The sequence below is a fragment of the Janthinobacterium sp. Bl 1 genome, from assembly GCF_058215535.1.
Map to the genome: position 1 here is coordinate 1975833 of NZ_CM177086.1, position 25192 is coordinate 2001024.

Annotated in this window: 22 protein-coding genes and 1 rRNA gene; 4 read left to right on the forward strand and 19 right to left on the reverse strand. The window is 62.8% G+C overall.

Features of this window, described 5'->3' with window-relative positions; all coding sequences use genetic code 11:
- Positions 1-118 precede the first annotated feature (118 nt).
- Together rrf and AC4BCN_RS08915 are read left to right on the forward strand one after the other, a co-directional pair.
- Positions 119-231 (forward strand): 5S ribosomal RNA (gene rrf / locus AC4BCN_RS08910).
- Positions 232-486: 255 nt separating this feature from the next.
- On the forward strand, positions 487-1785 hold the full coding sequence (locus tag AC4BCN_RS08915; protein ID WP_490493585.1) for a leucine-rich repeat-containing protein kinase family protein: 1299 nt from the start codon (positions 487-489) through the stop codon (positions 1783-1785).
- A 54-nt stretch (positions 1786-1839) separates the two neighbouring features.
- Here AC4BCN_RS08915 and AC4BCN_RS08920 read toward each other — a convergent pair whose 3' ends face one another.
- Positions 1840-3105, reverse strand: a complete 1266-nt coding sequence (locus AC4BCN_RS08920) for a nitronate monooxygenase (RefSeq protein ID WP_490493093.1) — start codon at positions 3103-3105, stop codon at positions 1840-1842.
- A gap of 183 nt (positions 3106-3288) precedes the next feature.
- On the reverse strand, positions 3289-3774 hold the full coding sequence (locus tag AC4BCN_RS08925; RefSeq protein WP_034759416.1) for a YajQ family cyclic di-GMP-binding protein: 486 nt from the start codon (positions 3772-3774) through the stop codon (positions 3289-3291).
- Positions 3775-3960: 186 nt separating this feature from the next.
- Between AC4BCN_RS08925 and murB the strand changes: the two genes are divergently transcribed.
- Complete coding sequence (gene murB / locus AC4BCN_RS08930; RefSeq protein ID WP_490493094.1) at positions 3961-4989, forward strand: UDP-N-acetylmuramate dehydrogenase; 1029 nt, start codon at positions 3961-3963, stop codon at positions 4987-4989.
- Here murB and ppnP read toward each other — a convergent pair whose 3' ends face one another.
- The 15 genes from ppnP to AC4BCN_RS09005 form a co-directional block, all read right to left on the reverse strand.
- Complete coding sequence (ppnP, locus tag AC4BCN_RS08935) at positions 4990-5304, reverse strand: pyrimidine/purine nucleoside phosphorylase (protein ID WP_034759406.1); 315 nt, start codon at positions 5302-5304, stop codon at positions 4990-4992.
- A gap of 25 nt (positions 5305-5329) precedes the next feature.
- Entirely contained in the window at positions 5330-6355 is a 1026-nt protein-coding gene (locus AC4BCN_RS08940; protein WP_139090827.1) for a diguanylate cyclase, read from the reverse strand.
- A gap of 10 nt (positions 6356-6365) precedes the next feature.
- Positions 6366-7418: a chemotaxis-specific protein-glutamate methyltransferase CheB gene (cheB, locus tag AC4BCN_RS08945; protein WP_490493095.1), complete on the reverse strand. Its 1053-nt coding sequence runs from the start codon at positions 7416-7418 to the stop codon at positions 6366-6368.
- A gap of 10 nt (positions 7419-7428) precedes the next feature.
- Entirely contained in the window at positions 7429-9735 is a 2307-nt protein-coding gene (locus AC4BCN_RS08950) for a hybrid sensor histidine kinase/response regulator (protein ID WP_490493096.1), read from the reverse strand.
- Positions 9732-10418, reverse strand: a complete 687-nt coding sequence (locus AC4BCN_RS08955) for a chemotaxis protein CheW (RefSeq protein WP_490493097.1) — start codon at positions 10416-10418, stop codon at positions 9732-9734. The genes AC4BCN_RS08950 and AC4BCN_RS08955 overlap by 4 nt, the downstream gene beginning before the upstream one ends.
- Positions 10419-10427: 9 nt before the next feature.
- Complete coding sequence (locus AC4BCN_RS08960; RefSeq protein WP_490493098.1) at positions 10428-11684, reverse strand: CheR family methyltransferase; 1257 nt, start codon at positions 11682-11684, stop codon at positions 10428-10430.
- On the reverse strand, positions 11681-12139 hold the full coding sequence (locus AC4BCN_RS08965) for a chemotaxis protein CheW (protein ID WP_139090831.1): 459 nt from the start codon (positions 12137-12139) through the stop codon (positions 11681-11683). Before AC4BCN_RS08965 ends, AC4BCN_RS08960 begins: the two co-directional genes overlap by 4 nt.
- 4 nt (positions 12140-12143) lie before the next feature.
- The gene (locus tag AC4BCN_RS08970) at positions 12144-13955 is read right to left on the reverse strand and encodes a methyl-accepting chemotaxis protein (RefSeq protein ID WP_490493099.1); all 1812 of its coding nucleotides are present in this window, start codon (positions 13953-13955) and stop codon (positions 12144-12146) included.
- Positions 13956-14141: 186 nt separating this feature from the next.
- Complete coding sequence (locus AC4BCN_RS08975) at positions 14142-15377, reverse strand: argininosuccinate synthase (protein ID WP_034759383.1); 1236 nt, start codon at positions 15375-15377, stop codon at positions 14142-14144.
- A gap of 69 nt (positions 15378-15446) precedes the next feature.
- Positions 15447-16367: an ornithine carbamoyltransferase gene (gene argF, locus AC4BCN_RS08980; RefSeq protein ID WP_139090833.1), complete on the reverse strand. Its 921-nt coding sequence runs from the start codon at positions 16365-16367 to the stop codon at positions 15447-15449.
- Between the two features lie 284 nt (positions 16368-16651).
- Positions 16652-19501, reverse strand: coding sequence for an ATP-binding protein (locus AC4BCN_RS08985; RefSeq protein ID WP_490493100.1), 2850 nt, complete (start codon positions 19499-19501; stop codon positions 16652-16654).
- 180 nt (positions 19502-19681) lie between these two features.
- Complete coding sequence (locus AC4BCN_RS08990) at positions 19682-20134, reverse strand: hypothetical protein (protein WP_070300827.1); 453 nt, start codon at positions 20132-20134, stop codon at positions 19682-19684.
- Between the two features lie 269 nt (positions 20135-20403).
- Complete coding sequence (rsgA, locus tag AC4BCN_RS08995; protein WP_034785059.1) at positions 20404-21309, reverse strand: ribosome small subunit-dependent GTPase A; 906 nt, start codon at positions 21307-21309, stop codon at positions 20404-20406.
- Complete coding sequence (locus tag AC4BCN_RS09000; RefSeq protein ID WP_490493101.1) at positions 21306-21671, reverse strand: 4a-hydroxytetrahydrobiopterin dehydratase; 366 nt, start codon at positions 21669-21671, stop codon at positions 21306-21308. The genes rsgA and AC4BCN_RS09000 overlap by 4 nt, the downstream gene beginning before the upstream one ends.
- 47 nt (positions 21672-21718) lie before the next feature.
- Positions 21719-22948 carry a M48 family metallopeptidase gene (locus AC4BCN_RS09005; RefSeq protein WP_490493102.1) on the reverse strand — a complete coding sequence of 410 codons (1230 nt, stop codon included), beginning with the start codon at positions 22946-22948 and terminating at the stop codon, positions 21719-21721.
- Positions 22949-23004: 56 nt separating this feature from the next.
- On the opposite strand from AC4BCN_RS09005, the gene orn reads away from it, so the two are divergent.
- Positions 23005-23613: an oligoribonuclease gene (orn, locus tag AC4BCN_RS09010; protein ID WP_185982107.1), complete on the forward strand. Its 609-nt coding sequence runs from the start codon at positions 23005-23007 to the stop codon at positions 23611-23613.
- A 130-nt stretch (positions 23614-23743) separates the two neighbouring features.
- Here orn and AC4BCN_RS09015 read toward each other — a convergent pair whose 3' ends face one another.
- Positions 23744-24109: a hypothetical protein gene (locus AC4BCN_RS09015; protein ID WP_490493103.1), complete on the reverse strand. Its 366-nt coding sequence runs from the start codon at positions 24107-24109 to the stop codon at positions 23744-23746.
- Complete coding sequence (gene gcvA, locus AC4BCN_RS09020) at positions 24106-25050, reverse strand: transcriptional regulator GcvA (RefSeq protein ID WP_490493104.1); 945 nt, start codon at positions 25048-25050, stop codon at positions 24106-24108. The genes AC4BCN_RS09015 and gcvA overlap by 4 nt, the downstream gene beginning before the upstream one ends.
- Positions 25051-25192 lie beyond the last annotated feature (142 nt).

The following is a 25192-nucleotide window of genomic DNA, read 5'->3' on the forward strand; positions in this document are numbered from 1 at the left end:
GGATAAGACGGTACAACGTTGCGTGTGTGTTGATACTACCAGTCATTACCCCAATCTTTGCTTCTTCCAGATTCAGGCTTTGTCGCTCAACCGAGGACAAATGCCAGTACAAGTTATGCCTGATGACCATAGCAAGTTGGTCCCACCCCTTCCCATCCCGAACAGGACCGTGAAACAACTTTGCGCCGATGATAGTGCTGCAACCAGTGTGAAAGTAGGTTATCGTCAGGCTTGTTATTCGAAAAAAAACTTCCGATCAGCAGGTCGGGTTTTTTTTACGTCTGGTGGTTTGATAGGCGCCGCGGGTGGTTGTCGGCTTACGCGCTGCGCGCTAAGCCGACCTACGGTCAGACCCCCTCGCCCATTAGCTATGACTCTTGCGTTAGCGGCATTGAGGGTCTGACCCCGGTTGTTGTTATTTACGTCCAATGGTTTTTCTGCATGGCATCGATCGCGTGCTACCTTGAAGGGGATATCTTGTCTGCTGTGCATACACTGGAACAATTACGTGCTGGCCAACTGGCCGGCTTGCGCCGCCTGAAACTGTCCTGCGGCTTGACGACATTTCCCCGCGAAATCTTCGACTTGTCCGACAGCCTGGAAATCCTCGACCTGTCCGGCAACGCGCTGTCCACATTGCCCGACGATTTGCCGCGCCTGCACAAGCTGCGCATCATTTTTTGCTCGGATAACCTGTTCACCACCTTGCCGGCCGTGCTTGGTTCATGTCTAGCCCTGGAAATGATCGGTTTCAAGGCGAACCGGATACGCCACGTACCGGGCGCAGCCTTGCCGCCGAGGCTGCGCTGGCTGACCCTGACCGACAATGCCATCGAATCCATGCCGGATGAGCTGGGCAAGTGCAGTCAATTGCAGAAACTCATGCTGGCTGGGAACTGCCTGAGCCACTTGCCCGCTACCCTGGCGGCTTGCCATCGGCTCGAGCTGGTGCGCATTGCCGCCAACCGTTTCCCGGCGCTGCCCGACTGCCTGCTGTCTTTACCACGCCTGAGTTGGCTCGCGTATGCGGGCAATCCCTTTACGGAAGCGCGTGAGCTGGCCGCTCTGGCCGGTACGGGGGCTGCTGGCGTGGCATGGCAGCGCCTGGAACTGGCGCAGCAGCTGGGCGAGGGCGCATCGGGCGTGATTTACCGTGCCCGTCTCGATGGCGTCAATGACGTGGCCGTCAAAGTATTCAAGGGAGCGATGACCAGCGACGGCTTGCCGCGCAGCGAAATGGCCTCCTGCGTCAGCACGGGGGCGCATCCCAGCGTGATTCCCATCCTCGGCACCTTCGCCGGCCATCTGCAAGGGGCGATGGGGCTGGTCATGCCGCTGATCGATCCCGTTTTCCGCAACCTGGCCGGACCACCCAGCCTGGCGTCGTGCACGCGCGACGTGTATGCGGATGGCGATTGCCTTGAGCCGCAGCACGTGTTGGCCCTGGCCCGGGGCATCGCCTCGGCCTTGTGGCAACTGCATGCGCGCGGCATCACGCATGGCGACGTCTACGGCCATAATATCCTGCACGCGGACGCCGGCGCCTGCCTGCTGGGCGACTTTGGCGCGGCGTCCATGTTTGCGCCCGGTTCGCCGCAGGGGGAGGTGCTGCAAGGCATAGAGGCGCGCGCCTTTGGCGTGCTGCTGGGTGAGTTGGCCGTGCATTGCACGATGCCCTTGCCCGGCCTGCAGGCCATGCTGGATGCTTGTCTGCAGGACGAGGTATTGCGGCGGCCCAAGTTCGACGCGATCGAACGGGTATTGCGGCACATGCTACCCGCATAAAAAAATGGCGCAGCCTTCACAGGCTGCGCCATTTTTATATCAGGCTGACAAGATTCAGCTTGCTACCAGGATTTCTTTTTCCGGCAGGGCGATCTGGTTGTCGACGCTGAACTGGTAATCCTTGAAGACGTGTTCGGCCGTCAGGATCTGGTATTCGCCGTTGTCGAGCTTGTGCGTGGTGTCCTTCAGGCGATACGTGTAGTGGCCGCAGGTCCAGCAGTTGAAGTTGCGCATGTGCGTGCACAGGCAAGTCTTGTCCATCACGACGATGGTTTTTTGTTCCGGATGGGCTGCCACTTCGCGGTTGTACGAGTTGATGTACGCGCAGTTGCCCGTCGCATCGAGCAGGTAGCCATACGATTCGCAGCCTGGACGGATGCCGGCGCCGATGGCGGGCGTGTTCTTCAGCATGCGCATCGGGTAGCCCGTCGGCGAGACGCCATTGACGATGATGTCTTCTTCCGAGGCCTTGTAGTATTCCTGCTTGACCTTGTTTGGCAAGCCGCATTCCTTGGTGACGGTAAAGCGCGTCGCCACTTGCACGCCAGCCGCGCCCGCTTCCAGGAAGGAAACGGCGTCGCTGCCCGTGAAGATGCCGCCAGCGGCGATCAGCGGGATATCCAGCTGCTCGGCCTTCAGGTAGGCCAGCAGTTCCGCCGTGATCGTGTGCAGGTCGTAATTGGCCCAGTCCATGCCGAAACCCAGGTGGCCGCCGGCCAATGGTCCCTCGACGATGATGAAGTCGGGCAAGCGGTCCAGCTTGGCGTTCTTGCGCAGGAAAATCTGCAAGGCGCGTACGGACGAGACGATGATGCCCAGCTTGGCATCGCGGAAACGCGGATGGTCGGCCATCAGGGCAAACGAGCCGAAGTGCAAGCCGGCGGACAGGGTGATGCCGTCGATGCCGGCGTCGAGTGCCGCGTTCAGGCGCACGCGCAAGGTTTCGCGCGGACCGTTCATGGTCAGCTTTTCCATGCAATTGACGAAAATCAGGCCATCGCCTTTTTTCGCTTCCATGGTGCGGCCGATATGCAGGCGCTGCGCTTCCGCCAGGCGGCCCAGGTCGAACTGCACCACGGCCTTGTCGCTGTTATTGATGTTGAACTTGTACAGTTTCGTCTTGTCTTTGACGAAAGTGGTGTCGAAACGGCGATCCGACACGTCTTCCACCATGGCATCGGAGATATGCCCGATACCGTTCAGCCGGGCCGCTTCCAGGGCCAGCTCCGACGTGGAAATATCCACACCCATTCCGCCTATCATGATGGGCACATATTCTTTTTTGCCAAATCGCAGGCGGAAATCATCAACACGTTTCATTGCTATCCTTAGACTACCGTGGTTATCACTGAGCCAGATGTACGGTCAAGCCCGCTGCCGGTCAGGCGCGCGGGCGCATGTAGCTGTGCGCAGCTTCAATTCTACCCCAAGCGGGCAGGTGCTCCGAGGCAGCTTGCCGCCACGCCGGTGCAAGCGCAGGCCGGAGCGTGCGCATCATCGAAATTAATCGCGGAAATTATTAAATTCCAGCGGCATGTCGGGCACGTCCTTGCGCAGCATGGCCATGGCCGCTTGCAGGTCGTCGCGCTTGGCGCCCGTGACACGCACGGCTTCGCCCTGGATGCTCGCTTGCACTTTCATCTTGCTGTCCTTGATGACGCGCACGATTTTCTTGGCATCATCCGATTCGATGCCGTTCTTGATCTTGATGATCTGCTTGACCTTGTCGCCGCCGATCTTCTTGATGTCGCCTTCGTCGAGGAAGCGCACATCGACCTTGCGTTTGGTCAATTTGTTGGTCAGTACGTCGCGCACCTGGCTCAGCTGGAATTCCGAGTCCGCGAACGCGGTCAATTCGTTTTCCTTGTGTTCGACGCGGGCGTCGCTGCCCTTGAAGTCGAAGCGGGTCGTGATTTCCTTGTTGGATTGCTCGACGGCATTCTTGACTTCGATCATATCGGCTTCGGAGACTACATCAAATGACGGCATGGTCTGTTCCTTTTCTTGTTAAAGCGAGCGCACGCTCGGCGCGCTGGGCCTTGGCGGCTGATTCTGCGCCATGGGACGGCCCTGTTAAAGATGCGACATTTTAACGGACAACGGGCAGGTCGCCCTTGTCTTGCGCTGGTTTTTTGTCGGTTTCACTCTATAATCGAGCAAAATAATCGCTATCCCATGTCTGCAGAGCTCACCATCGAACACAATTACAACCTCCAGCGCCTGAATACCTTCGGCATCATGGCCAACGCGGCCGCCTACGTACGCATCACTTCGCAGGCCCAATTGCAGGCCGCGCTGCAAGATCCCGCCTTGTCCGCCACGCCGCGCCTGATACTGGGCGGCGGCAGCAACATTGTGCTGACTGGCGACTTTCCCGGCACCGTACTGCACATGGCCACGCGCGGCATGCGCCTGGCGCAGGCGGACTTCGAGACGATACTCGTCACGGCCGCGGCCGGCGAAAACTGGCACGATTTCGTGCAGTGGACCCTGGCGCAAGGCGTGGGCGGGCTGGAAAACCTGTCATTGATCCCCGGCACGGTAGGCGCGGCGCCTATCCAGAATATCGGCGCGTATGGTGTGGAAATCAAGGATTATCTGCATAGCGTGAGCGTCATGCACAGCGGCAGCGGCATCGTTTTCGACATGGACCGCGATGCTTGCCGCTTCGCCTACCGCGACAGCATCTTCAAGCAGGCGGACGGGCGCGAACTGATCGTGCTGGAAGTGACATTTGCCTTGCCGGCCGAATGGCAGCCGAACTTGCGCTATGCGGAACTGGCGCAAGCCGTGGCCGAGCGCAATCTTGCCGAGCCGACGCAGCAGCAGGTGGCCGACACGGTGATGGCGATCCGCCGGCGAAAATTGCCGGATCCTGCCGTGATCGGCAATGCGGGCAGTTTTTTCAAGAATCCAGTGGTGTCACGCGAACAGTGTGCGGCCTTGCTGGAACGTTTCCCTGCCTTGGTGCACCATGCGCAGCCCGATGGCACGGAAAAGCTGGCTGCCGGCTGGCTGATCGATCAATGTGGCTGGAAGGGGAAAAACCTGGGGCCCGCGGGAGTGTATCCCAAGCAGGCACTGGTTCTGGTGAACAATGGCGGCGCTCGTGGCGCGGACATTACCCGGCTGGCGGAAGCGATACAGGATGATGTAGAGGCGAAATATGGCGTGCGCCTGTCGCCCGAGCCTGTGTTTGTCTGATTAACCGAAGTGGCAGACGTAGTCGACGGTTTCGACGGTCTCGATGTCAAAATAGCTATTGCCCGGGATACTGAATTGCGTGCCCGCGCCATAGCTGTTCCACTCGCTTGCATCGGCCAGGCGTACCTTGCACAGGCCGCCGACGATTTCCATGATTTCCGGCGCGCCCGTGTTGAAGCGCAACGATGACGGGAAAATCACACCCACGCTTTTCTTCGTGCCATCGGCCAGGATGACGTTGTGCGAAACGCATTTGCCGTCAAAGTAGATATTCGACTTCTTGACGACGCTGACATTGTCCAGTTGTGTGCTCATGCTTCACTTTCCTTGCTGTTAAAAATCAGTCTTGGACGTCATTGGCGCTCAGCACGCTGTTGCGTCCGCCGCGCTTGGCCGCGTACAGGGCCTGGTCGGCGCGGTTGATCAGTTGCTCGATCGTCGAGTCCGGCGATGGCACGACGGTGGCCACGCCGATCGAGATGGTGACGATGCCCTTGCTTGCCGCCGGGTTTTCGATCTGCAAGCCTTCCAGATGGCGCCGGCATGCCTCGGCGATCAGCAGCGCGCCGGCCGCTTCCGTTTCCGGCAGGATCAGGGCGAATTCTTCGCCGCCATAGCGGGCGGCCAGGTCGGCCGGGCGTTTCAAATGTTCCGTCAGCACGGCGGCGACCTTTTTCAGGCCCAGATCGCCCGCCAGGTGGCCAAAGTGGTCGTTATAGCTTTTGAAATGGTCGATATCGCAGAACAGCAGGCTCAGCGGCGTCTTGTCGCGATGGCCCCGTTGCCATTCGAACTGCAGGGTTTCATCGAAGCGGCGCCGGTTGGCGATCCCCGTCAAGCCATCGAGGGCGGCCAGTTTCTGTAATTCAATATTCGCGTCGGCCAGATTCTTTTGGCTTTCGCGCAGGAAACGAAAAGCCTGGTCGCGCTGCAATCGGCTGATGTGTGCGTTGGAATGGTGGCGTATGCGCGCCAGCAATTCCAGGCGGTCCGGCAGTTTCACCACATAATCGTTGGCGCCGACGGCAAAGCTGTGGGCTTTCAGTTTCGGATCGTCCTTGGCCGACATGACGATGACGGGCACATGCGCGAGCGCCGCGTTGTCGCGGTACAGCTGGATCAGGGCGAAGCCGTCGATGCCCGGCATCACCAAGTCTTGCAGGATGACGCTCGGTTGCAAACGCAGTGCCGTGTCCAGCGCCTGCGTGGCGTCGGTCACGTAATGAAATTCGATATCCTGCTGGTCGCTGAGCATGCGCCGGACTGCTTCGGCGATGATCAACTGGTCGTCCACCAGCAGCACGCTGACCTTGAATTCGGTCAATGCGGGCTCATGCTGGGTGAAGCTGGAGGAGAATTCTGGCATTGCATTCTTTTCAGATGTTAGAGGAGGGCTCCCACCCATTGTTGAGCTTGGCGCCCAGGCGGCTGCGCAGGCTGGCGCCTATTCTATCCAATGGCAGGATTTGCTGCGCCGCATCGAGTTCGGCAGCCGCGCGCGGCATGCCATACACGGCGCTGCTGGCCTGGTCTTGCGCAATCGTCGTCTTGCCGGCGCGGCGCATGGCCAGCAAGCCATCGCCGCCGTCGCGCCCCATGCCTGTGAGCAATACACCGATGGCATCGCCGCGCCAATGCTGCGCCACGCAGTTGAAGAAGACATCGACGGACGGGCGGTAAACATAGTCGCGTGGTGCTGCATCGTAACCCAAACGATAATTTTGATCTAGCAGCAGGTGATCATTGGTCTTGGCGATCAGTACGGCGCCCGACACCAGTTCGTCGCCATCGGCGATCACGCGCACGGGCATGCTGAGCTGGTCATCGAGCCATTTGGCGAAGTGCGAGGCGAAGGTTTCATCGATGTGCTGCACCACGACGATGGCGCAGCCGGGCGGCGCCGTCCAGCCGGACAGCACCTTGGCCACGGCCGAGGGCCCGCCCGTCGAGGCGCCGATGGCCACCAGGGTGATGACCTGGCCGTCGCCCCGCTCGCCGCCATTGGCTGGCGCCTGGCGCGGCGGCGGTGCTTCGGCGCTGTGGCGTATCAGCTTGCCGATGGTCTTGATCTTGGCCAGCAGTTCGCTGTCGCCGCCCACTTCCCCCTGCAGCACGGGCGTGGCCGTGACGTCGAGCGCGCCCGCGCCCAGCGCGCGAAAGACCTGGTTGACATTGTCTTGCGGGCGGCCCGTGACGACGAGGATGGCGCACGGGCTTTGCTCCATGATCAGGCGCGTCGCTTCCACGCCATCCATCTCCGGCATGTTCAGATCCATCAGGATCAGGTCGGGACGATTGCCCTCGCACATGCGCACGGCTTCGAGCCCCGTGCGGGCGATCCACAGCACCTGGTGTTCCTGCGTACTGGCGACCACCCGGCGCAGGGCCTCGGCGGCCATGGCGACATCGTTGGCAATGGCAATTTTCATGAATGACAGCTCATAAGCGGGCATCTCCTATCAGGTCGGCCACCGCGTCGAGCAAGGTCTCGTCGTGGAAGCTGCCTTTGGTCAAATAATAGTCGGCGCCGGCGGACAGGCCGCGTGCGCGGTCTTCCGGACGGTCCTTGTACGACACGATCATCACCGGCAGCTTGTGCAGGTGCAGGTCCTTCTTGATCAGTGAGACGAGTTCGATGCCATCCATGCGCGGCATGTCCACGTCGGTGATCACCAGGTCATATTCTCCGCTGCGCACCACGTTCCAGCCGTCGATGCCGTCGATGGCCACGTCGACGTCGAAGCCGCGCGCCAGCAGCAGCTTGCGCTCCATCTCGCGCACCGTCAGCGAATCGTCGACGACGAGGATGCGCTTGGCCTTGCGGCGTTCGGCGTGGCCGGCCTGCGCCAGCTGGTGCAAGCCGCCCTCGTGCAGCAGCTTGTCGATCGACAGCAGCAAATCGGGCACGTCGAGGATCAGCACCGGCTCCCCGTCGTCGAGCAGGGCGGCGGCGGAAATGTCGCGCATCTTGCCGAAGATCGGGTCGATGGCTTGCACGGCCAGGCTTTGCTCGCCGCGGATGGCGTCGACCACCAGCGCATAGCTTTGCTTGCCGCGTCCGATCACCACTACGGGCAAGTCCTCGGCCTGGTTGGCCGCTTCGCCCAGTTCGAGCACCTGCGCCGCCGACACCAGGCCCAGATGCTCGCCCTTGAGTTCGAAGAACTGCTTGTTTTCCAAGGTATGGATGGCCGCTTGCGGCACGCGCACCACGCTTTCCACCTTGACGATGGGGATGGCGTAGGCTTCGCCGTGCACGTCGACCACCAGCGCGCGCACGATCGATTGCGTCAGCGGCAATGTGATCAGCGCGCGGAAACCGCGGCCCGGTTCCGATTCCAGGCGCACCGTGCCGTTTTGCTGGCGTATCGTCTCGTGCACGATGTCGAGGCCCACGCCGCGTCCGGACAATTGATTCGCCTTTTCCTTCAGGCTGAAGGCGGGCAGGAACAAAAACTCCAGCAGCTCGCCCGGCGACAGCGCGGCTGCCATGGCGGGACTGGCCATCTTGCGCTCGATGACGGACTGGCGGATTTTCTCCAGGTCGACGCCGCGCCCGTCGTCGCTGATCTCGATGCTCAGCATGCCGGCGCGGTGGCGCGCTTCCATGCGTATCGTGCCCAGCGCTTCCTTGCCCGCGTCGATGCGCTCGTACGGGCCTTCCATGCCATGGTCGATGGCATTTCTCAGCATGTGGTTCAGCGGGCTTTCGATCTTCGCCAGGATGTCGCGGTCGACCAGGGTATCTTCGCCGTCGATCTCCAGCTGCACTTCCTTGCCCAGGCTGCGCGCCAGGTCGCGCACCATGCGCGGGAACGCGTGGATGCCGTCGCGGAAAGGGCGCATGCGCAGGGCCAGCACCTCGTCGACCATGCCTTGCGAGACGGCCAGCAGGCGCCGTTCATAGGTCTCGATGTCGGCGATGTGCTCGAGCATGAATTGCTTCAGGGGCTGCGTCTTTTGCAGCGCCAGCAGGGACTTTTCCATCAGGCCCGGGTCGGCCGAACGGGCAATGGCTTCATGCAGGTGCTCGATGGCGGAAAACAGGCTGCTCTGGTTGCGCTTGAAGCGCTGCAGGGCGCCGACGAACGGGTGCATCTGGTGCGCATTGATGCGCGATTCGCTGGCCAGCGACAGCAGTTTGTCGAAGTTTTGCGCCGGCGCCTTGGCAGGTGCGCCTGCACCGGTCGCCGTACGCGGCGCCGGGACGGCCGCTTCCGCTTCCTCTCCCGCCAGGCCGCTGGCCACGGGCGCTTGCGGTTCTGCCGCTTCCGGCGGCAAGGGCGCTGGTGCGGGCGCAGGCGCCGGGGGCAGGGCCGGCAATTCGGGCAGGTCGGCGATGCCGGCGATGGCGTTCAGGGTCTGGTCGATCTGCGCCGCATTGGCGGCCAGCCAGGCTTCGGCGCCCGCGTCGTCCAGGCGCGACAGCTGCACGATCAGGTCGACGCCCGACAGCAGCACGTCGACCCGCTCCGGCGTGAGTTTCAAGCGCCCATGCTGGGCGGCGACAAAGCTGTCTTCCATGCCGTGCGCCAGCTGCACCACCACTTGCAGGCCGACGATGGCGGCCGCGCCCTTGATCGAGTGGGCCGCGCGCATCATCGCTTCGACGGCGGCCGCGTCGCCCGCATGGCGCTCCATGGCCAGCAAGCCGTCGGTGAGAATCTGGGTCTGGCTGTCCGCCTCCATGCGGAACAGGTCCAGCATGGAAAAGGCACTGAGGTCGCCGTGCTGGTCCTGGCTCATCGTAATAGTCTCGCAAGTTGAAAGCCGATCAGCGCCGTGTCGAGGCAGCCGATGCGCATGTCGCCTTCGGTGATCACGCCCGAGAGGAAGCGCGACAGGCCCTTGTTGATGGTGGCCGCCGGCGCCTGCACGGCGCATGACGCGTAGCGCACGATGCCGTGCAGGTCGGCCACGGGCAGCGCGTAGGCCTGCTCTTCCCAGCGCATCAGCAGCAGGCGCGCAAACGTGTGGCGGCCTCTGGCTGGCGGCGCGCCCTGTTCGTCGATGCCCAGCAAACTGGCCAGCGACATGCATGGATACAGCTTGCCGCCGATATTGACGATGCCCGCCAGGCCGCCCCCGCCGCGATGCGGCAGCGCGTGCGGCTTGGCCTGCGGAGCCACGGAGTCGAATACGCGCGTGGGCAGCGCCAGCCATTCGCGGCCGATGCGAAACACCAGCGCCGAACTGTCGCGTACTTCGCCGCCCGCATCGATCTGGCGGAAGTGGCTGGCCCAGTCGCGCCGGTAGTGTTCGTCCACGGGCCGCTGCAGGTTGCGCTGGGCGGCGCCCGCATATACGTCGCAGTTGCGGCAATGCACGTTGGCCGGCAGCTTGGGGCAGCTCTGGTCGCCGACCACGCCGATATGGTTCCAGCAGTCGTCGATGGTGGCGGGGGACTCGGTGGCGATGAGATTTGTCATGCTTGCCCCTTAGTTGGACGCCTGGCGGCGCTCGTAGATGCGTGCCGCGCGCGCCTTCAGGGTGGCGGCGGCCGTGTGGTTGCCATTGCGTTCGGCCAGCAGGGACAGGTGGCACAGCGCTTCGTAATGGTCGGGCTGCAGGTAGATGCAGCGGCGCCAGTAGTCGTCGGCCAGGTCCATCTTGCCGGCCAGTTCATTGATGATGCCCAGCATGAAATACGCTTCCGCCGCCTCGGGCACTTTCGCCAGGTGGGCGTGGCATTTTTCGCCGGCCTCGCGCAACTGGCCGCGGTCGGCCAGCAGGCGCGCCTCGGCCAGCAAATCGGCTTGCGCGGCCTGCGCAGCCGGCGACGGCGATGGCACGGACACGGGGCGCGTGCGCGGCGTCGCCGATGCGATGGAAGACGTGGCTGCCACGGCAGCGCGCCTTGGCGCGGGCGGCACGCTGCGCAAGGTGCGTAAGGCCGGCAGCGGCGCCACCTGCACGGGACTGGCCGGCGCCGCCGTTTCCTTCTTCAGGGCGAAAGCCTGGCGGAACTGCAGCGTCGTAAAACCATTCTGGCAGAACGACGGCACTTCCGCATAGCCGGCCAGCAGCATGCCGTCGTCGGCCAGCAGGGCCGACAGATTCTGGATGGCCGCGCGCGTGGTCGGCTTGTCAAAGTAGATCAGCAGGTTGCGGCAAAAAATGACGTCGTAGTGGCGGCTGTAGGTGGCCGTATCGAACTGCAGCAGGTTGCCCTGCCTGAAGGTCACCTGTTCGCGCAAGGAGTCGATGATGCGGTAGGCGTCGTCGGCCACGTGCGTGAAATAGCGCTCGCGGAAGGCCACGTCCTGCGCGCGGAAGGCATTGCGGCCGTAGATTCCCGCCTGCGCCCGCTCGATGCAGCCGGGGCTCAGGTCGTAGGCGTCGATGCTGAACGCCTGTTTCGGCACGCCGCCGTCGCGCAGCGCCATGGCCATCGAATACGGTTCCTCGCCGCCCGCGCACGGGATCGACAGGATGCGCGTGGCGCGTCCGCGCGCCCAGCGTTCCTGTACCAGTTCGACGGTGGCGTAGAACGCCTGCGGGTCGCGGAACAGCCACGATTCGGGCACCACCACCAGTTCGATCAATTGCGTCATTTCGGCCGGTGTGAGCGCCTGCAGGTAGGCTTCGCTATCGGCATAGCCCGTTTGCTCCATGCGCTGGCCGACGGCCCGCTCGGCCACGGATTTGGAGACGGACAGGCCGGTCGCGCGGCGCAGCAGGGTTTGCGCCGTCATGCCGCGCCCGCATCTTGGAACAGCAGCGCGCGCACGTCCGGCGGCAGCAGGTGTTCCAGTTCCACCAGCTGCACGATGCCGTCGGCGTCGCTGGCCACCTGGCCCAGGAAGGGCACTGTCGCCACGCCGCTGTCTTCAAGCTGGAGCGTGTCGATGTCGGCGATGCCGCGCACCTGCGAGGCCAGCAAGCCCAGCGCGTGCATGGTTTCGCCGCCAGGCGCGCGGTAGTCGACGACGACGATGCGCGTGTCGAACTGCGCGGCGGCAGCCTGCAGCCCTGCCAGGCGCGACAGGTCGATCACGGGCACGGGCGTGCCATGCAAGTCCATCAGGCCGGCCACGTAGTCTGGCGTGAGCGGCAACTGTTTCAGCTCCAGCAGCGGCAGGACGCGCACGATGCGGGCCAGGGGCAGGCCGTAGCGGTCGCGTCCGATGTGAAAGAGCAGCACTTTCATGGGATCAGATGGTGACGGCGAAAGTGGACACGCTCGACTGCAGGTCGCCCGCCGCATATTGCAGCTGGTGCACGGCCTCGCTGGTGGCCTTCAAGGACTCCACCGTTTGCTGCGTGGCGTCGTTGAGCTGCATCATGGTGTCGGAAATCTGCGAGGCGCCGATGGCCTGCGATTGCATGCCTTGCAGCACGGCGTCGAATTGCGGCGTGAGTTTTTGCACCTGGTCCATCACGGACGACAACTGCTCGGCCACTTGCCGTACTTCGCCCACGCTGCGGCGAATCTCTTCCGAGAATTTGTCCATGCCCATCACGCTGGCCGAGACGGCCGATTGCATTTCCTTGAGCATTTGCTCGATATCCCAGGTAGACACGGACGTCTGGTCGGCCAGGCGGCGAATTTCCGTCGCCACCACGGAGAAGCCGCGGCCCGCTTCGCCCGCTTTTTCCGCCTCGATGGCGGCGTTCAGCGACAGGATGTTGGTCTGGTCGGCCACCTTGGTGATGGTGATCAGCACGCTATTGATATTGCTGGCTTTTTCCGACAGGGCCGCCAGCTTGGCGTTGATGGAATCGGTGGCCGAGACCATGTGCTGCATGGTCGAATCCATGCGCTTGAGGTTGTTCTGCGCCTCGGCCGTCGCATTCGTCGTGTAGTCGGCCACGGCGGTGGCGTCTTCCATGGTTTTGAGTAACTGGCTCGTGTTGGCCGAGATTTCCTTGGTGGTGCTGAGAATTTCCACGCTCGTTTGCGCCTGCTCGATGCCGGTCGCTTCCTGCTGGCGCGCCGAGGCGGCGATTTCCGTGGCGGACGTCGTCACCTGGATGCCGGCCTTTTGCACATTGTTGAGCAGGCTGCGCAGGTTTTCAAACATCTTCGCCAGGCCATTGCCCAGCTGGCCGATGGCGTCGCTGCCCGTGATGCCGACCTTGCCCGTCAGGTCGCCCGAGGCGGCTTTCGAGACCACTTCCAGCAGCGAATCGACCTTGGCCCGCAAGGTATTGGTGGCGGCCTGTTCATTGGCCTGGTTGTCCTGAATCGTTTGCGCCATGCGGTTGAATTCTTCCGATACCTTGCCCAGCTCGTCGCGCGAGAGGATGGTGGCGCGCGCGCGCTGGTCGCCGCTGGCGATGCGCCCGACGGCGTCCGTCAGGCTGTTCAGCGGGCCGAGGATGGCGCGGCCCAGCAGGTAGGAAATGCCCAGCGCCAGCGCCACGCACAGCAGGCCGCCCAGCGCCAGGGTCAGCATCATGGTTTCCTGCAATTTTGTCGTGGTGGCCGTGCGTTCGGCCAGCAAGCGTGATTCTTCGGCCGCGACTTCGTCGAGCAGCTTGTTCGCCTGTCTGACGGCAGGGTAGCCGCCGGCCGGCATGGTGCGGGCCACCGCTTCCGTGGCGCCCGGCGCATTTCCCAGCGCGCGGCGCTTTTCGATCAGCGGGGTGATCCACTCCTTGACCCAGGTGGTGGTCAGCGCGTCGATCTTGCGGAAGCGTTCCGACTGCACCTTGTTGTCGGCGGTCATGGCGATGGCTTTTTGCGTGTGCTGGCTCAGCACGTCCATTTCATTTGATTCCGGCGACAGCGACGTTTCACTGCCGGTCAGGATGAAACCGCGTGCCTCCACCTGGATTTGCAGGATGGAATTGTGAATCCTGTCGATCTCGCCCAGCACTTCCATCGTGTGGCGGTCCCACGCATTGGCTTCCGACAGGCGCGAAAAGCTGTTGTAGGACACGCCCAGCAGGATCAGGATGATGGCCACGATGGAGCCGAAGCCCAGGTACAGTTTATTCTTGATACTCAGGTCTTTGAACATGGGAGGGCTCCGGAAGCGGGATTTTTTCGACAAGAGCCCTATAGCATTTTGCCACGCGCACAGCAAAATGGGGGTGATCCGGGCGCGCGCCGGGCGGTAAATCGTGGTCGAGTGCGTTTCAAATGTAAAAAAGCCGCCCGTGGGCGGCTTTGCTTGGCGCGGGAGGCAGTGCCTCCCGGCAACTAATTACTTCTGGCCACGTTTTTCACGGGCGATGGCGGCGATGCGCATGCGCAAGGCGTTCAGCTTGATGAAGCCGCCGGCGTCGGCCTGGTTGTAGGCGCCGCCGTCTTCGTCGAAGGTGGCGATGTTCATGTCGAACAGCGAATCCGTCTTCGAATCGCGCGACACGACGATGACATTGCCTTTGTACAGCTTGATGCGTACCCAGCCGTTCACGGTTTCCTGCGTGTGGTCGATCAGGGTTTGCAGGGCGACGCGCTCGGGCGCCCACCAGTAGCCGTTGTAGATCATCGACGCGTAGCGCGGCATCAGGTCATCTTTCAGGTGGGCCACTTCGCGGTCCAGGGTGATCGATTCGATGGCGCGGTGGGCTTTGAGCATGATGGTGCCGCCCGGGGTTTCATAGCAGCCGCGCGATTTCATGCCGACGTAGCGGTTTTCCACCAGGTCCAGGCGTCCCACGCCATGCTTGCCGCCAACCTTGTTCAGTTCGGCCAGCACGGTGGCGGGCGACATGCGCACGCCGTTGATGGCGACGATATCGCCTTTTTCGTATTCGATGTCCAGGTATTCCGCTTCGTCCGGGGCTTTTTCCGGGCTGACGGTCCAGCGCCACATGGTCTCTTCCGCTTCGGCACTCGGGTTTTCCAGGTGGCGACCTTCAAAGCTGATGTGCAGCAAGTTGGCATCCATCGAGTACGGCGCGCCGCCGTTCTTGTGCTTCATGTCGATTTCGATGCCGGCGTCTTCCGCGTACTTCAGCAGTTTTTCGCGCGACAGCAGATCCCACTCGCGCCATGGGGCGATGATTTTCACGCCAGGTTTGAGCGCGTAGGCGCCCAGTTCGAAACGCACCTGGTCGTTGCCCTTGCCGGTTGCGCCGTGCGAGATGGCGTCGGCGCCCGTGGCGTTGGCGATTTCGATCAGGCGCTTGGCGATCAGCGGACGGGCGATCGAGGTGCCCAGCAGGTATTCGCCTTCATACACGGTGTTGGCGCGGAACATCGGGAAGACGAAATCGCGCACGAATTCTTCGCGCACGTCTTCGATATGGATGTTTTCCGGCTTGATGCCGAACTTGATCGCCTTGGCGCGCGCCGGTTCCAGTTCTTCGCCCTGGCCCAGGTCGGCCGTGAAGGTGACGATTTCGCACTGGTAGTTATCTTGCAGCCATTTCAGGATGACGGAGGTGTCGAGTCCGCCGGAATAGGCCAGGACTACTTTTTTAATGTCGCTCATATTGCTTCCAGTTGTCGTTGTCGATGTATGTGTTGCGATGCTGCCAGGTTTTATGCAGTGCCGGGCGAATTATTGGATTTTACCGAGTAACAGGTATTCGATCAGCGCTTTTTGCACGTGCAAGCGGTTTTCCGCCTCGTCCCACACGACCGATTGCGGGCCGTCGATCACTTCGGCCGCCACTTCCTCGCCGCGGTGGGCGGGCAGGCAGTGCATGAACAGGGCGTCGGGCGCGGCGCGGGACATCTTCGCGCCATCGACGATCCAGCCGTCGAAGGCGGCAATACGTGCCGCGTTTTCCGCTTCGTAGCCCATGCTGGTCCACACGTCCGTGTTGACCAGGTGCGCGCCTTCGCACGCGTCCGACGGGTTGGCGAAGAAGGTGTAGCGCTCGGTCTTGACTTGCGCCAGGTCGATGTCGTAGCCCTTGGGCGTCGAGACGTTGACGTGGAAGCCGAACACTTCGGCCGCCTGCAGCCACGAGTACAGCATGTTGTTGGCGTCGCCGATCCAGGCGACGACCTTGCCGGCGATCGAGCCGCGGTGTTCGATGTAGGTGAAGATGTCGGCAAAGACCTGGCACGGGTGGTGTTCATTGGTCAGGCCATTGATCACCGGCACGCGCGAATTGGCGGCGAAACGCTCGATGATCTCCTGGCCGAAGGTACGCACCATGATGATGTCGCACATGCGCGACATGACCTGGCCCGCGTCTTCCACCGGCTCGCCGCGGCCCAATTGGGAATCGCGCGTGTTCAGGTAGATGGCGGCGCCGCCCAGCTGGTGCATGCCGGCTTCGAACGACAATCGCGTGCGGGTGGAGTTCTTTTCAAAGACCATCACCAGGGTGCGGTCGATCAGTGGATGGTAGATTTCGTAATTCTTGAACTTGCGCTTGATCAGATGGGCGCGTTCGATCACATATTCATACTCTTCCAACGTGAAATCGGAGAACTGGAGGTAGTGCTTGATCGGTTTTTTTGTCGACATAATGACCACTTGAAGATGCGCAGGCCGCCGGCGGCGTGCCTTTCCCGCCGGGTTGCATCAGCGTACAACATCTCGTCTGATGACTGCCTCGCCCGGCGCGCTGCTGTGTTGATCGGTGCCAGCGCGACGCTTGTCGCGCGGGTCGATGCGGTTTGCCATGTTGAAAATAATGCAATGGCAAGTACTTCAGCCGTTCAATTATAAGGGTTTTGCTTTTAGATTGGAAAGACCGTCCGGGCGCGTACTTGTATAGGCAAGCCTGCACCCGGGCAAAGGGCGGTGGATTAATAGATGCTGGCGGGCGCGGCCCCGTCCAGCTGCGGCGCCACCAGCGGCAAGTCCAGCGTGAAACGCGTGCCGGCGGGGCTGCTGGCCACCTGGATGGTGCCGCCCAGCAGGGCCGTGACGATGTTGTAGCTGATCGACAAACCGAGGCCGCTGCCGCCCTGGCCCAGCTTGGTGGTAAAGAAGGGGTCGAAGATGCGCGACAAATGCTGTTCGGCGATGCCGCCGCCATTGTCGGAGAAGACGATCCGCACGCGCGCGCCGTCCAGCGTGGCGGACAGGCGCATGCAGCCCTTGCCGGCGGCGCCATCGTTGGGCGCGGGAGCGAACGCGTGCAACAGGGCGTTGTTGATCAGATTGGTGATCACCTGGCCGAACGGACCCGGATAGCTGTCCATGGCGATGCCGAACGCGATGTCCGTCTCGATGCGGTGGCCCGAGCTGCGGATGCGGTTCATGACGGTGGCGATGATTTCATTGCTCACCTGTTGCAGGTCGAACTGGCGCCGCTGTTCGGTGGTGCGGTCGACGGCCACCTGCTTGAAGCTGTTGACCAGGTCGGCCGCGCTGTGCAGGCCGCGCATCACCAGTGCCGACGCCTTGCTTGCATCGTCGATGTAGGCGGCCAGGTCCGAGCGGCGCAGGCCGGGGCCGTTCATCAGGCGTTCCACGTCTTCCGTCTTTTGCAGCATGGTGCTGGCGATCAGCAGGCTGTTGCCGATCGGGGTATTGAGTTCATGCGCCACGCCGGCCATCAGCGAGCCGAGGGCAGCCAGCTTTTCCTGCGATGCCAATTGCGCCTGGGCGTCCTGCAGCTGCCGGTAGGCACTGGCATTGTCGAGCGCGATGGCGCCATACGCGCACAGGGTGCGGAAGATCAGGCGTTCGCGTTCTCCATAGGCATGGGCATGGCAAGCCTGCACCGTCATCACCCCCAGCACGCGCTCGCCCACCGTCAAGGGCACGTACAGCACGCTCTGGTTATGCAGGGTGCCGGGCACGGTGTAGGCGTGGCGCTTCGGCGGTACCTGGTCGATATACACTTCGCGCCGGCCCAGCAGGCAGCGTACGGAATAGGCGCGTGGGTTGCTCAGTGGAATGGCGTTGTCGGACAGGGGCCGGCCCGCTTCCATGCCGTGCGCGCGGTGCAGCGCCGTGCCCGCCGCATCGAGCATGTAGACGGCGAAGGTGTTGACCGGCAGCAAGGCATGCACGTGGCGGTCCAGCACCTGGAACACGGCGCTGGCGTCGAGGTGGGTGGTGATTTCCTGGCCGATGGCCGACAGCCGTTCCAGGGTGTCGCTGGTTTGCTGCAGCACTTCGGCACGCCGTGCTTCGGAGGCGGCCAGTTCGCGGTGGTGATAGCCTTCCGAGCGCGCATGTTCCGTCTGGTGGTAGACCTGCATGGCGGTGGCGCGGTTGCTTGCCTGCTGGGTGTGGCTTTTTTCGCGCGCCACGCCTGCCGCCAGGGCGATATCGTAGGCGCGCGCATAGTCGCCCGCATGCGCATATTCGCGCGCCAGCGCATCGAGCAGTTCGCCGGGCGGCACATAGCCGTCGATGGAGTCGGCCACCTGCAGCGCCTGGTGCAGGAAATGCAGGGCGGGATTGCGTTCCTGCATGCCTGCGGGCGGCGGCAGGTCGTGGCGCGCATGCAGCATGGACAGCACGCGCAGCGCCGCCACCTGGTGCATGGCGTCGCCCTGCGCGGTGGCCAGCTGGCAAGCCCGTTCGGCCGCCTGCAGCGCTTCGTCCGGGCGGTCCAGGTAAGACAGCGCGTGGGCGCTGCCGCGCTGCGCCATGCTGCGGAAGTCGGCCTGGCCCAGCGCTTCGGCGCGCTGCGCCAGCCGGCTGAAGGCGTCGAGCGCCGTGTCGTAGTCGCCCTTGTCCAGGCTCAGTTCGCCCAGGTGGAACAGGGCGTTGGCATAGGTGCGCGCGCCCGCCACGGGGGCCAGGATCAGCAGCGCTTCGCGCAGCAAGTCTTCGGCCGTGGCCAGGCGCCCCAGCTTGCGCATGGTCTCGGCCGTATGCGTCTGGCAGGCGCCGATGCTGCGTGGCCAGCCGGTGGGGCGCGCCAGGTCCAGCGCGCACTGCATCCATTCGAGGGCCGATTCGTTGTCGTTGAGGCTGGAGAAACAGTCGCCGATATTGATGGCGGCCGTGATCGCGCCGCGCAGTTGGCCGCTTTCCAGGGCCGCCTCATAGCTTTGCATGTAGTGGCCGGCGGCCGCGCCCAGGTCGCGCGAGGTGTGCGCCAGCAAGCCGCGGAAATCGTGCACCCAGGCGGCCAGTGGCGCGGGCAGCTTGCCGCTGGTGCCGTCGGCCTGGAAGTCGGCGCCCCAGCGGGCCTGGGCGGCTGGGGCGTCGCGCAAGACGGCCCAGCGCGCCGTGGCCGCGTCGGCCAGGCTGGCGCGCATCGCATCGCCGGCGCTGCGCGCTTGCTCCGCCGCGGCCAGCAGTTCGGCATCGCAGCGGGCATGGTCGCCGCGGTCGACGGCGATCGAGGACAGCAGCCAGTGGGCATCGGCGCAGCCGGCGCCGTCGCCGTGTGCGCCACAGGTGGCGTGCGCCGCCATGGCCAGGCTTTCGGCCGTATCGAGGGCGCCTTGCAGCCAGGCCACTTCTGCCTCGACCAGTTGCAGGCGCGCTTGCGCCTGATCCCATGCGGCTGGGCCGCAGTGGGCCTGGGGCAGCAGCCGATCCGCTTCGCCGCATGGTGCAAGCGCTCTGTCGCAGTTACGCTGGCGTAAATGCCATGCCAGCAGCATCAGCAAGGGCAGGCGCCCAAGGCCGCGCAATGGCCGCAGTGTGTCTTCCCACTGTGCAATGTCATGTTCGAGCGCGAACATTTCCATTCAAGCATTCTCCCCGCAAACAGTGGCGCCAGCCTGCGTCCGCACAGGCCATGTGTCATGGCATTGTAAGCTGCATTCAGGGGAATTGTTCAGTACGCCTGTCAGAATTATGTGGCCGGCATGACGCCGCAGGCGGGGCGCTTTGCCCCATGCCGCATGCGTTCTGCCGTGCGCCTAGCGTGAAACCAGACGAACGCTGTTGACGCTGACGCCGCTGATGCTGCGCGTGTCGTCAGGCAGGCGCAAGCCCGACAGCAGCTGGGCGTTGTCGATGGTCACCTGTTCGCCCGCATTGCTGAAGGCGAATGTTGCACCTTTCTGGGTGGCAAACTTGCCAGCCCCGATGGGAAGGATTCTCACACTGGGTTTTGGCTGCATTTCGCGGTCGTCGATCAGGCGGCCGTAGAAGTGACTGTCTTGCTGGCGCACTTCCAGCCGTTGCCCGTTCGACAGGCGGTATTGCCGTTCGATCTCGGACGCTTCCTGCGCCGTCACATGGTAGTACGCGTTGCTGCTGACTCTGACACTGCCAGTGGTTTGTGGAGTCGCAACGGTTTGCGCGTGGGCGGTGCCGGCGACAAGCGCGAACAGGGCGGCGGCAAGGGGGAGGAAACGTTTGGTATGCATGACATTCACCTTCGATCAGGATGGCTGGATGGATGGGAGTTAGATCGTGTGGTCGCTGGCAGGTTTCCGGCAGGGACTGGTGACAAGGTAGCAAACGACCTTTGCCATCGCCAGCGGCAGGCGATGGAAGGCAGGTTTTACGCGATGAAGTGCATAAAACGGCAGATGAACGGTTTTGGGATTAAAGTCGGAAGGCGTGCTCGGCGGCGAAATTAAATTTCGCCTGCCGGGTGTTTTGCGGCGCTATATTTGAATGAGGGAAATATTTCTTAATACAAGGTCTGCGCCGATTCGTGCAGCAGCTGACCGTACAGGGTGTGGCGCATCTTGGCGATCTTGCCTTCAGACAGGGCTTGCAGGATGGCGCATTGCGGTTCGATCAGGTGGCGGCAGTTATAGAATTTGCAGCCGCCAAGATACGGCTGGAATTCGCGGAAGGCCCGCTCCAGCATGCCCTCGGACAGGTGGTACAGGCCGAATTCCTGGAAGCCGGGCGAATCGATGATGGAACTGTTCGCGCCCAGTTCGTCGAGCTTGTACAGGCGCGTAAAGGTCGTCGTGTGCTTGCCCGTGTCGAGCGCGGCCGAGATTTCGCGCACGGCGATGTCGGCGTCCGGCACCAGCAGGTTGATCAGCGACGACTTGCCCATGCCCGACTGGCCGATCAGGATCGACGACTGGCCCGCCAGCAGGGGCGCCAGGGTGGCCACGGCATGCTCGGGTTCGGCGCGCGCCGACACTTCATCGACGGGATAGCCCATCGAGGAATACGGCAGCAGGCGTTCGCGGGCGCGTTCCAGCGACGCGGTCACGTCCGTTTTGTTGAGGATGATGCGCGCTTCGATGCCGGCCGCGTCGGCCGCCACCAGCGAGCGCGAGATCAGGTCGTCGGCAAAGCCCGGCTCCGTCGCCACGACGATGAACAGCTGCGTCAAATTGGCGGCCAGCAATTTCGATTTGTACTGGTCCGAGCGGTACAGCAGGGTCTTGCGTTCCTCGATGCGGTCGATGACGGCCTGGTCGTTCGAGGTGCGCGTCAGGTGCACGATGTCGCCCACGGCCACATTGGTTTTCTTGCCGCGCGTCACGCATTGCAGTTTGGCGCCGTCCACGTCGGCCAGGTAGTGGCGGCCGTGGGCGGCGATGATGACGCCCGTCAACTTGCCTTCGCTCATGCGGTCACCTGGCTGCTCTGGTAGATGAGGTCTGCCTTGGCGGCGCAGATGAAGTCGTTTTCGGACAGGCCGCCGGCGCCCTGGTTGACCGAGTGCGTGTCGTAGCGCACGGCGCAGGTTTTGTAAGTAATGATGAGCTCCGGATGGTGGTCTTGCGTATGGGTCATATAGGCCAGGGCGTTCACGAACGCCAGGGTCTGGTAGTAATTCTTGAAGCCGAAGTCGCGGCACAGCTTGCCATTTTGCACCGTCCACTGGAGCAGCAGGGCATGCAGGGTGGCGATGTCCGTGTCGCCCAGCGCCTGCTGGCGCGGCGAGCAACTCAGTTGGGCCAGGTCTTGCGAAGTCGATGGCGTAGTCATGTCGTAGCCCCTTTCAGGTGGCGGATGCGCACGCTGGCCGGCGGGTGCTAGTCGTAAAAGGCCGAGTGCAGCGGGTCGGGCGTCAGGGTCGACGCATTGTCTTCATACATTTTGACGAGGGCCGAGACGAGGTCGTCCGCCTGCGTGTGCGTGGCGGCAAAGGCATCCGCTTCGAATTCGTGCTTGCGCGAGCTGAGCGACGTCAACGGTCCCAGCAGGAAAGTGAAGACGGGCAAGGCCAGCATGAACAGCAGCAGGGCCAGCGCGTCCGTCGGCTGGCCCGTCAGCGCCAGGGCGACAGGGTCGACACCGAGGCCCGCGTAAAACCATGGCTGCGTCTTCAGGAAGCCCAGCAGCGCGAGGAAACCCAGCGAGATGACGAACATCATGGCGATGCGCTTGACGATGTGCTTGAGCTTGAAGTGGCCCAGTTCATGCGCCAGCACGGCTTCGATTTCCTGCGGCGCCAGGCGCGACAGCAGGGTGTCGAAGAAGACGATGCGCTTGTTGGCGCCAAAGCCCGAGAAATACGCATTGCCGTGGGCGCTGCGCTTCGAGCCATCCATGACGAACAGGCCTTTCGAGGCGAAACCGACGCGCTGCATCAAGCCTTCGATGCGGCTTTTCAGCGCTTCGTCGGCCAGCGGCGTGAATTTGTTGAACAGTGGTTGAATAAAGTTGGGGAAGATGACCATCATCAGCAAGGAGAACGCGCTCCAGACTATCCAGGCATAGAACCACCACAGGTCGCCACTTTTTGCCATCAGAACAAGTATGACCCAGAGTAACGGCAGGCCGACGGCCGTGCCCATGCCTATGTTCTTGAGCAAGTCCGTGAAAAACAGCTTGCTTGCCATCATGTTGAAGCCGAAACGCTGCTCCAACACGAACTGCTGGTAGTACTCGAAGGGCAGGTCGATCAGGCCGGAAATGGCGGCAAAGGCGGCGATCAGGCCGATCTGGTACAGCATGGGCGAGCCCGGCCCCATCCATTCATTCAGGTGCAGCGCCAGCCATTGTAGGCCGCCCAGCAAGGTAAAACCGATCAGCACGGCGTAGTTGACCAGCAGGGTCAGCAGGCCGAACTTGGTCTTCGCCACCGTGTAGTCGGCCGCCTTCTGGTGCGCGGCCAGCGGGATTTTTTCCGCGAATTCGGGCGGCACCGCGGCGCGGTGGGCCAGCACGTGGCGAATCTGCCGCGAAGCGAGCCAGAAGCGCACGGCCAGGGTCAAAACGAGGACGGATACAAACAAAATCGAAAACGCGAGTGAATACATTCTGTGCCTGTGAGAAAATGGCTGATTATTTAGTTTGATTAGGCCAAGAGAGAATTATGTCACAAGCGACCGACTTAACTGCAGCCACCTCTGCATCCGCCCCCGCACCCGCCGTGCCGGCACGTCCAAACGAGATGAACCTGGTCTGGGTCGACATGGAAATGACGGGCCTGGAGCCCGATACCGACCGCATCATCGAAGTGGCGGTGGTGGTCACGGACATGCATTTGAACCTGCTGGCCGAAGGCCCCGTGTTCGTGATTCATCAATCCGATGAAACCCTGAACAAGATGGATGCCTGGAACAAGGGCACACACGGCCGCTCGGGCTTGATCGACAAGGTGAAAGCGTCGACCGTGACGGAAGCCCAGGCGGAAGCGGAGCTGATCGCGTTCCTGAAGAAATACGTACCGGCAGGCAAGTCGCCCATGTGCGGCAACACCATCGGCCAGGACCGCCGCTTCATGGTGCGCGGCATGCCGAAGCTGGAAGCGTTCTTCCACTATCGCAATGTTGACGTATCGACACTAAAAGAGCTGTGCAAGCGCTGGAAGCCTGAAATCGCCACCGGTTTCAAGAAGCACCAGAAGCATACGGCGCTGGCCGATATCCTGGAATCGATCGAGGAATTGAAGTACTACCGCGAGCACTTCATCAAGTTGTAATGATGTTGTCGGCTTACGCGCTGCGCGCTAAGCCGACCTACGGGCTCTGATCTGTTGCTCCGGCTGGTTTGGTGGTGTTGTCGGGTTACGGGCCATCCACCGCCGCTGGCGTAGGTCGGCGTAGGTCGGCTTAGCGCCCTGGCGCGTAAGCCGACGCATCCACCGGCTCGACATCGAGGGCGGACCAAGCGCCATCCTCATCCTGCCACTCCAGCACAAACGGTCCCGTTTGCCGCAAGTCCGTGATCCAGCGCACCTCGCCTGGCTGGCGGAAATAGGCCACGCACTGGCCGAACCCCTGCCCCAGCCGGCACAGCACCAATCCCTCGCCCGCCACGGCGCACCATTGCTCATGGTCATCGATCAAGGCTACGGCCGGGTCGCCATAGAACTCGCCCACGCTGGTTTGCCTGCCATCGGCCGCCATCACCGTGGCATGTTCATATTCATGCTGCACACTATATTCGGCGCTGCGCGCCAGTTCCCTGCTCGTCATGCTGTCTCCACTGTGGTCCAGACGGTTTCCTGGTCGGCGCGCGCCTCGGCGATCAGCCATTCGCAGAATGCATGCACGAGGGGCCGTGTTTCCGCCTGGGGCGAGCGCAGCAGATAATAGCAGTGGGGGCCGCGCACGGCGTGTTCGAATACGCGCACCAGGCGGCCAGAGCGCAAATCGTCGCCGATCAGGGGACTGGCGGCAATGGCCACGCCCTGGCCGCTGGCGGCTGCGTCCAGGCACAGATAGGTGTGCGAAAAGCGCGCGCCGCTGTTGCCGCTATTGCCGCTGTAATGCACGCCGCAGCTGTGCAGCCAGCGCGTCCAGTCGATTTCGCCGGGCAGATGCACTTCCGGCTCGTCGTGCAGCAGCGGGTAGCGCAGCAGGTCGGCGGGGTGGCGCAGGCTGGCCGCGTTGGCGCGGAAACCGGGGCTGCAGACGGCGGAAAACCATTCTTCCATCAATAAATCCACTTTCAGGCCCGGATAGCGGCCCGGTCCCAGGCGGATGGCCACATCGACGCCATCGCGCGCCAGGTCGACCGGGTGCATCGAGGCCAGCACGCGCAGTTCGATCTGCGGGTAGCGGTCGCGCAGCCGGCCCAGGCGCGGCATCAGCCAGCGCGAGACGAGCGAGCTGGTGGCCGTCACCGTCACCACCTTGTCGTCGCCCTGGCGCCGCGCCTGTTCGGACACGTCGGCCAGCTGGTTGAGGATCGGTCCCAGCGAGGCCGCATAGCGCTGGCCCGCGCTGGTGAGCACCACGCCGCGCGGCAGGCGCTGGAACAGCACGATGCCCAGCCACGCTTCCAGCTGTTTCACGTGGTGGCCGATGGCGCCGGCCGACACGTGCAATTCTTCGCCCGCGCGCTGGAAGCCTTCATGGCGGGCGGCCGCTTCGAAGGCGTGCAGGGCGGCGAGTGGGGGCAGGGGACGTGACATGGCATTCTCAGGAGAATTGAGCCTCAGTAATATTTGGCCTATCCGTGAAGAATATTGGTTTGTTTCATTTTGCGCAAGCGAATATGATGCCGTCACTGCGTAAAGTGACCCGCAATAGGATTCACGCATGAATCATCTCCCG

Bases quoted from the DNA above. Each gene is read 5' to 3' on its own strand.
- AC4BCN_RS08955 (WP_490493097.1), bottom strand. From the start codon at position 10,418: ATGACAAATCTCATCGCCACCGAGTCCCCCGCCACCATCGACGACTGC.
- argF (WP_139090833.1), bottom strand. From the start codon at position 16,367: ATGTCGACAAAAAAACCGATCAAGCACTACCTCCAGTTCTCCGATTTC.
- AC4BCN_RS09000 (WP_490493101.1), bottom strand. From the start codon at position 21,671: ATGACTACGCCATCGACTTCGCAAGACCTGGCCCAACTGAGTTGCTCG.
- AC4BCN_RS08975 (WP_034759383.1), bottom strand. From the start codon at position 15,377: ATGAGCGACATTAAAAAAGTAGTCCTGGCCTATTCCGGCGGACTCGAC.
- AC4BCN_RS08985 (WP_490493100.1), bottom strand. From the start codon at position 19,501: ATGTTCGCGCTCGAACATGACATTGCACAGTGGGAAGACACACTGCGG.
- AC4BCN_RS09005 (WP_490493102.1), bottom strand. From the start codon at position 22,948: ATGTATTCACTCGCGTTTTCGATTTTGTTTGTATCCGTCCTCGTTTTG.
- ppnP (WP_034759406.1), bottom strand. From the start codon at position 5,304: ATGAGCACACAACTGGACAATGTCAGCGTCGTCAAGAAGTCGAATATC.
- AC4BCN_RS08960 (WP_490493098.1), bottom strand. From the start codon at position 11,684: ATGACGGCGCAAACCCTGCTGCGCCGCGCGACCGGCCTGTCCGTCTCC.
- AC4BCN_RS08970 (WP_490493099.1), bottom strand. From the start codon at position 13,955: ATGTTCAAAGACCTGAGTATCAAGAATAAACTGTACCTGGGCTTCGGC.
- cheB (WP_490493095.1), bottom strand. From the start codon at position 7,418: ATGAAAATTGCCATTGCCAACGATGTCGCCATGGCCGCCGAGGCCCTG.
- AC4BCN_RS08965 (WP_139090831.1), bottom strand. From the start codon at position 12,139: ATGAAAGTGCTGCTCTTTCACATCGGACGCGACCGCTACGGCCTGCCC.
- rsgA (WP_034785059.1), bottom strand. From the start codon at position 21,309: ATGAGCGAAGGCAAGTTGACGGGCGTCATCATCGCCGCCCACGGCCGC.
- AC4BCN_RS08920 (WP_490493093.1), bottom strand. From the start codon at position 3,105: ATGAAACGTGTTGATGATTTCCGCCTGCGATTTGGCAAAAAAGAATAT.
- gcvA (WP_490493104.1), bottom strand. From the start codon at position 25,050: ATGTCACGTCCCCTGCCCCCACTCGCCGCCCTGCACGCCTTCGAAGCG.
- AC4BCN_RS09015 (WP_490493103.1), bottom strand. From the start codon at position 24,109: ATGACGAGCAGGGAACTGGCGCGCAGCGCCGAATATAGTGTGCAGCAT.
- AC4BCN_RS08990 (WP_070300827.1), bottom strand. From the start codon at position 20,134: ATGCATACCAAACGTTTCCTCCCCCTTGCCGCCGCCCTGTTCGCGCTT.
- AC4BCN_RS08940 (WP_139090827.1), bottom strand. From the start codon at position 6,355: ATGCCAGAATTCTCCTCCAGCTTCACCCAGCATGAGCCCGCATTGACC.
- AC4BCN_RS08950 (WP_490493096.1), bottom strand. From the start codon at position 9,735: ATGAGCCAGGACCAGCACGGCGACCTCAGTGCCTTTTCCATGCTGGAC.
- AC4BCN_RS08925 (WP_034759416.1), bottom strand. From the start codon at position 3,774: ATGCCGTCATTTGATGTAGTCTCCGAAGCCGATATGATCGAAGTCAAG.
- orn (WP_185982107.1), top strand. From the start codon at position 23,005: ATGTCACAAGCGACCGACTTAACTGCAGCCACCTCTGCATCCGCCCCC.
- murB (WP_490493094.1), top strand. From the start codon at position 3,961: ATGTCTGCAGAGCTCACCATCGAACACAATTACAACCTCCAGCGCCTG.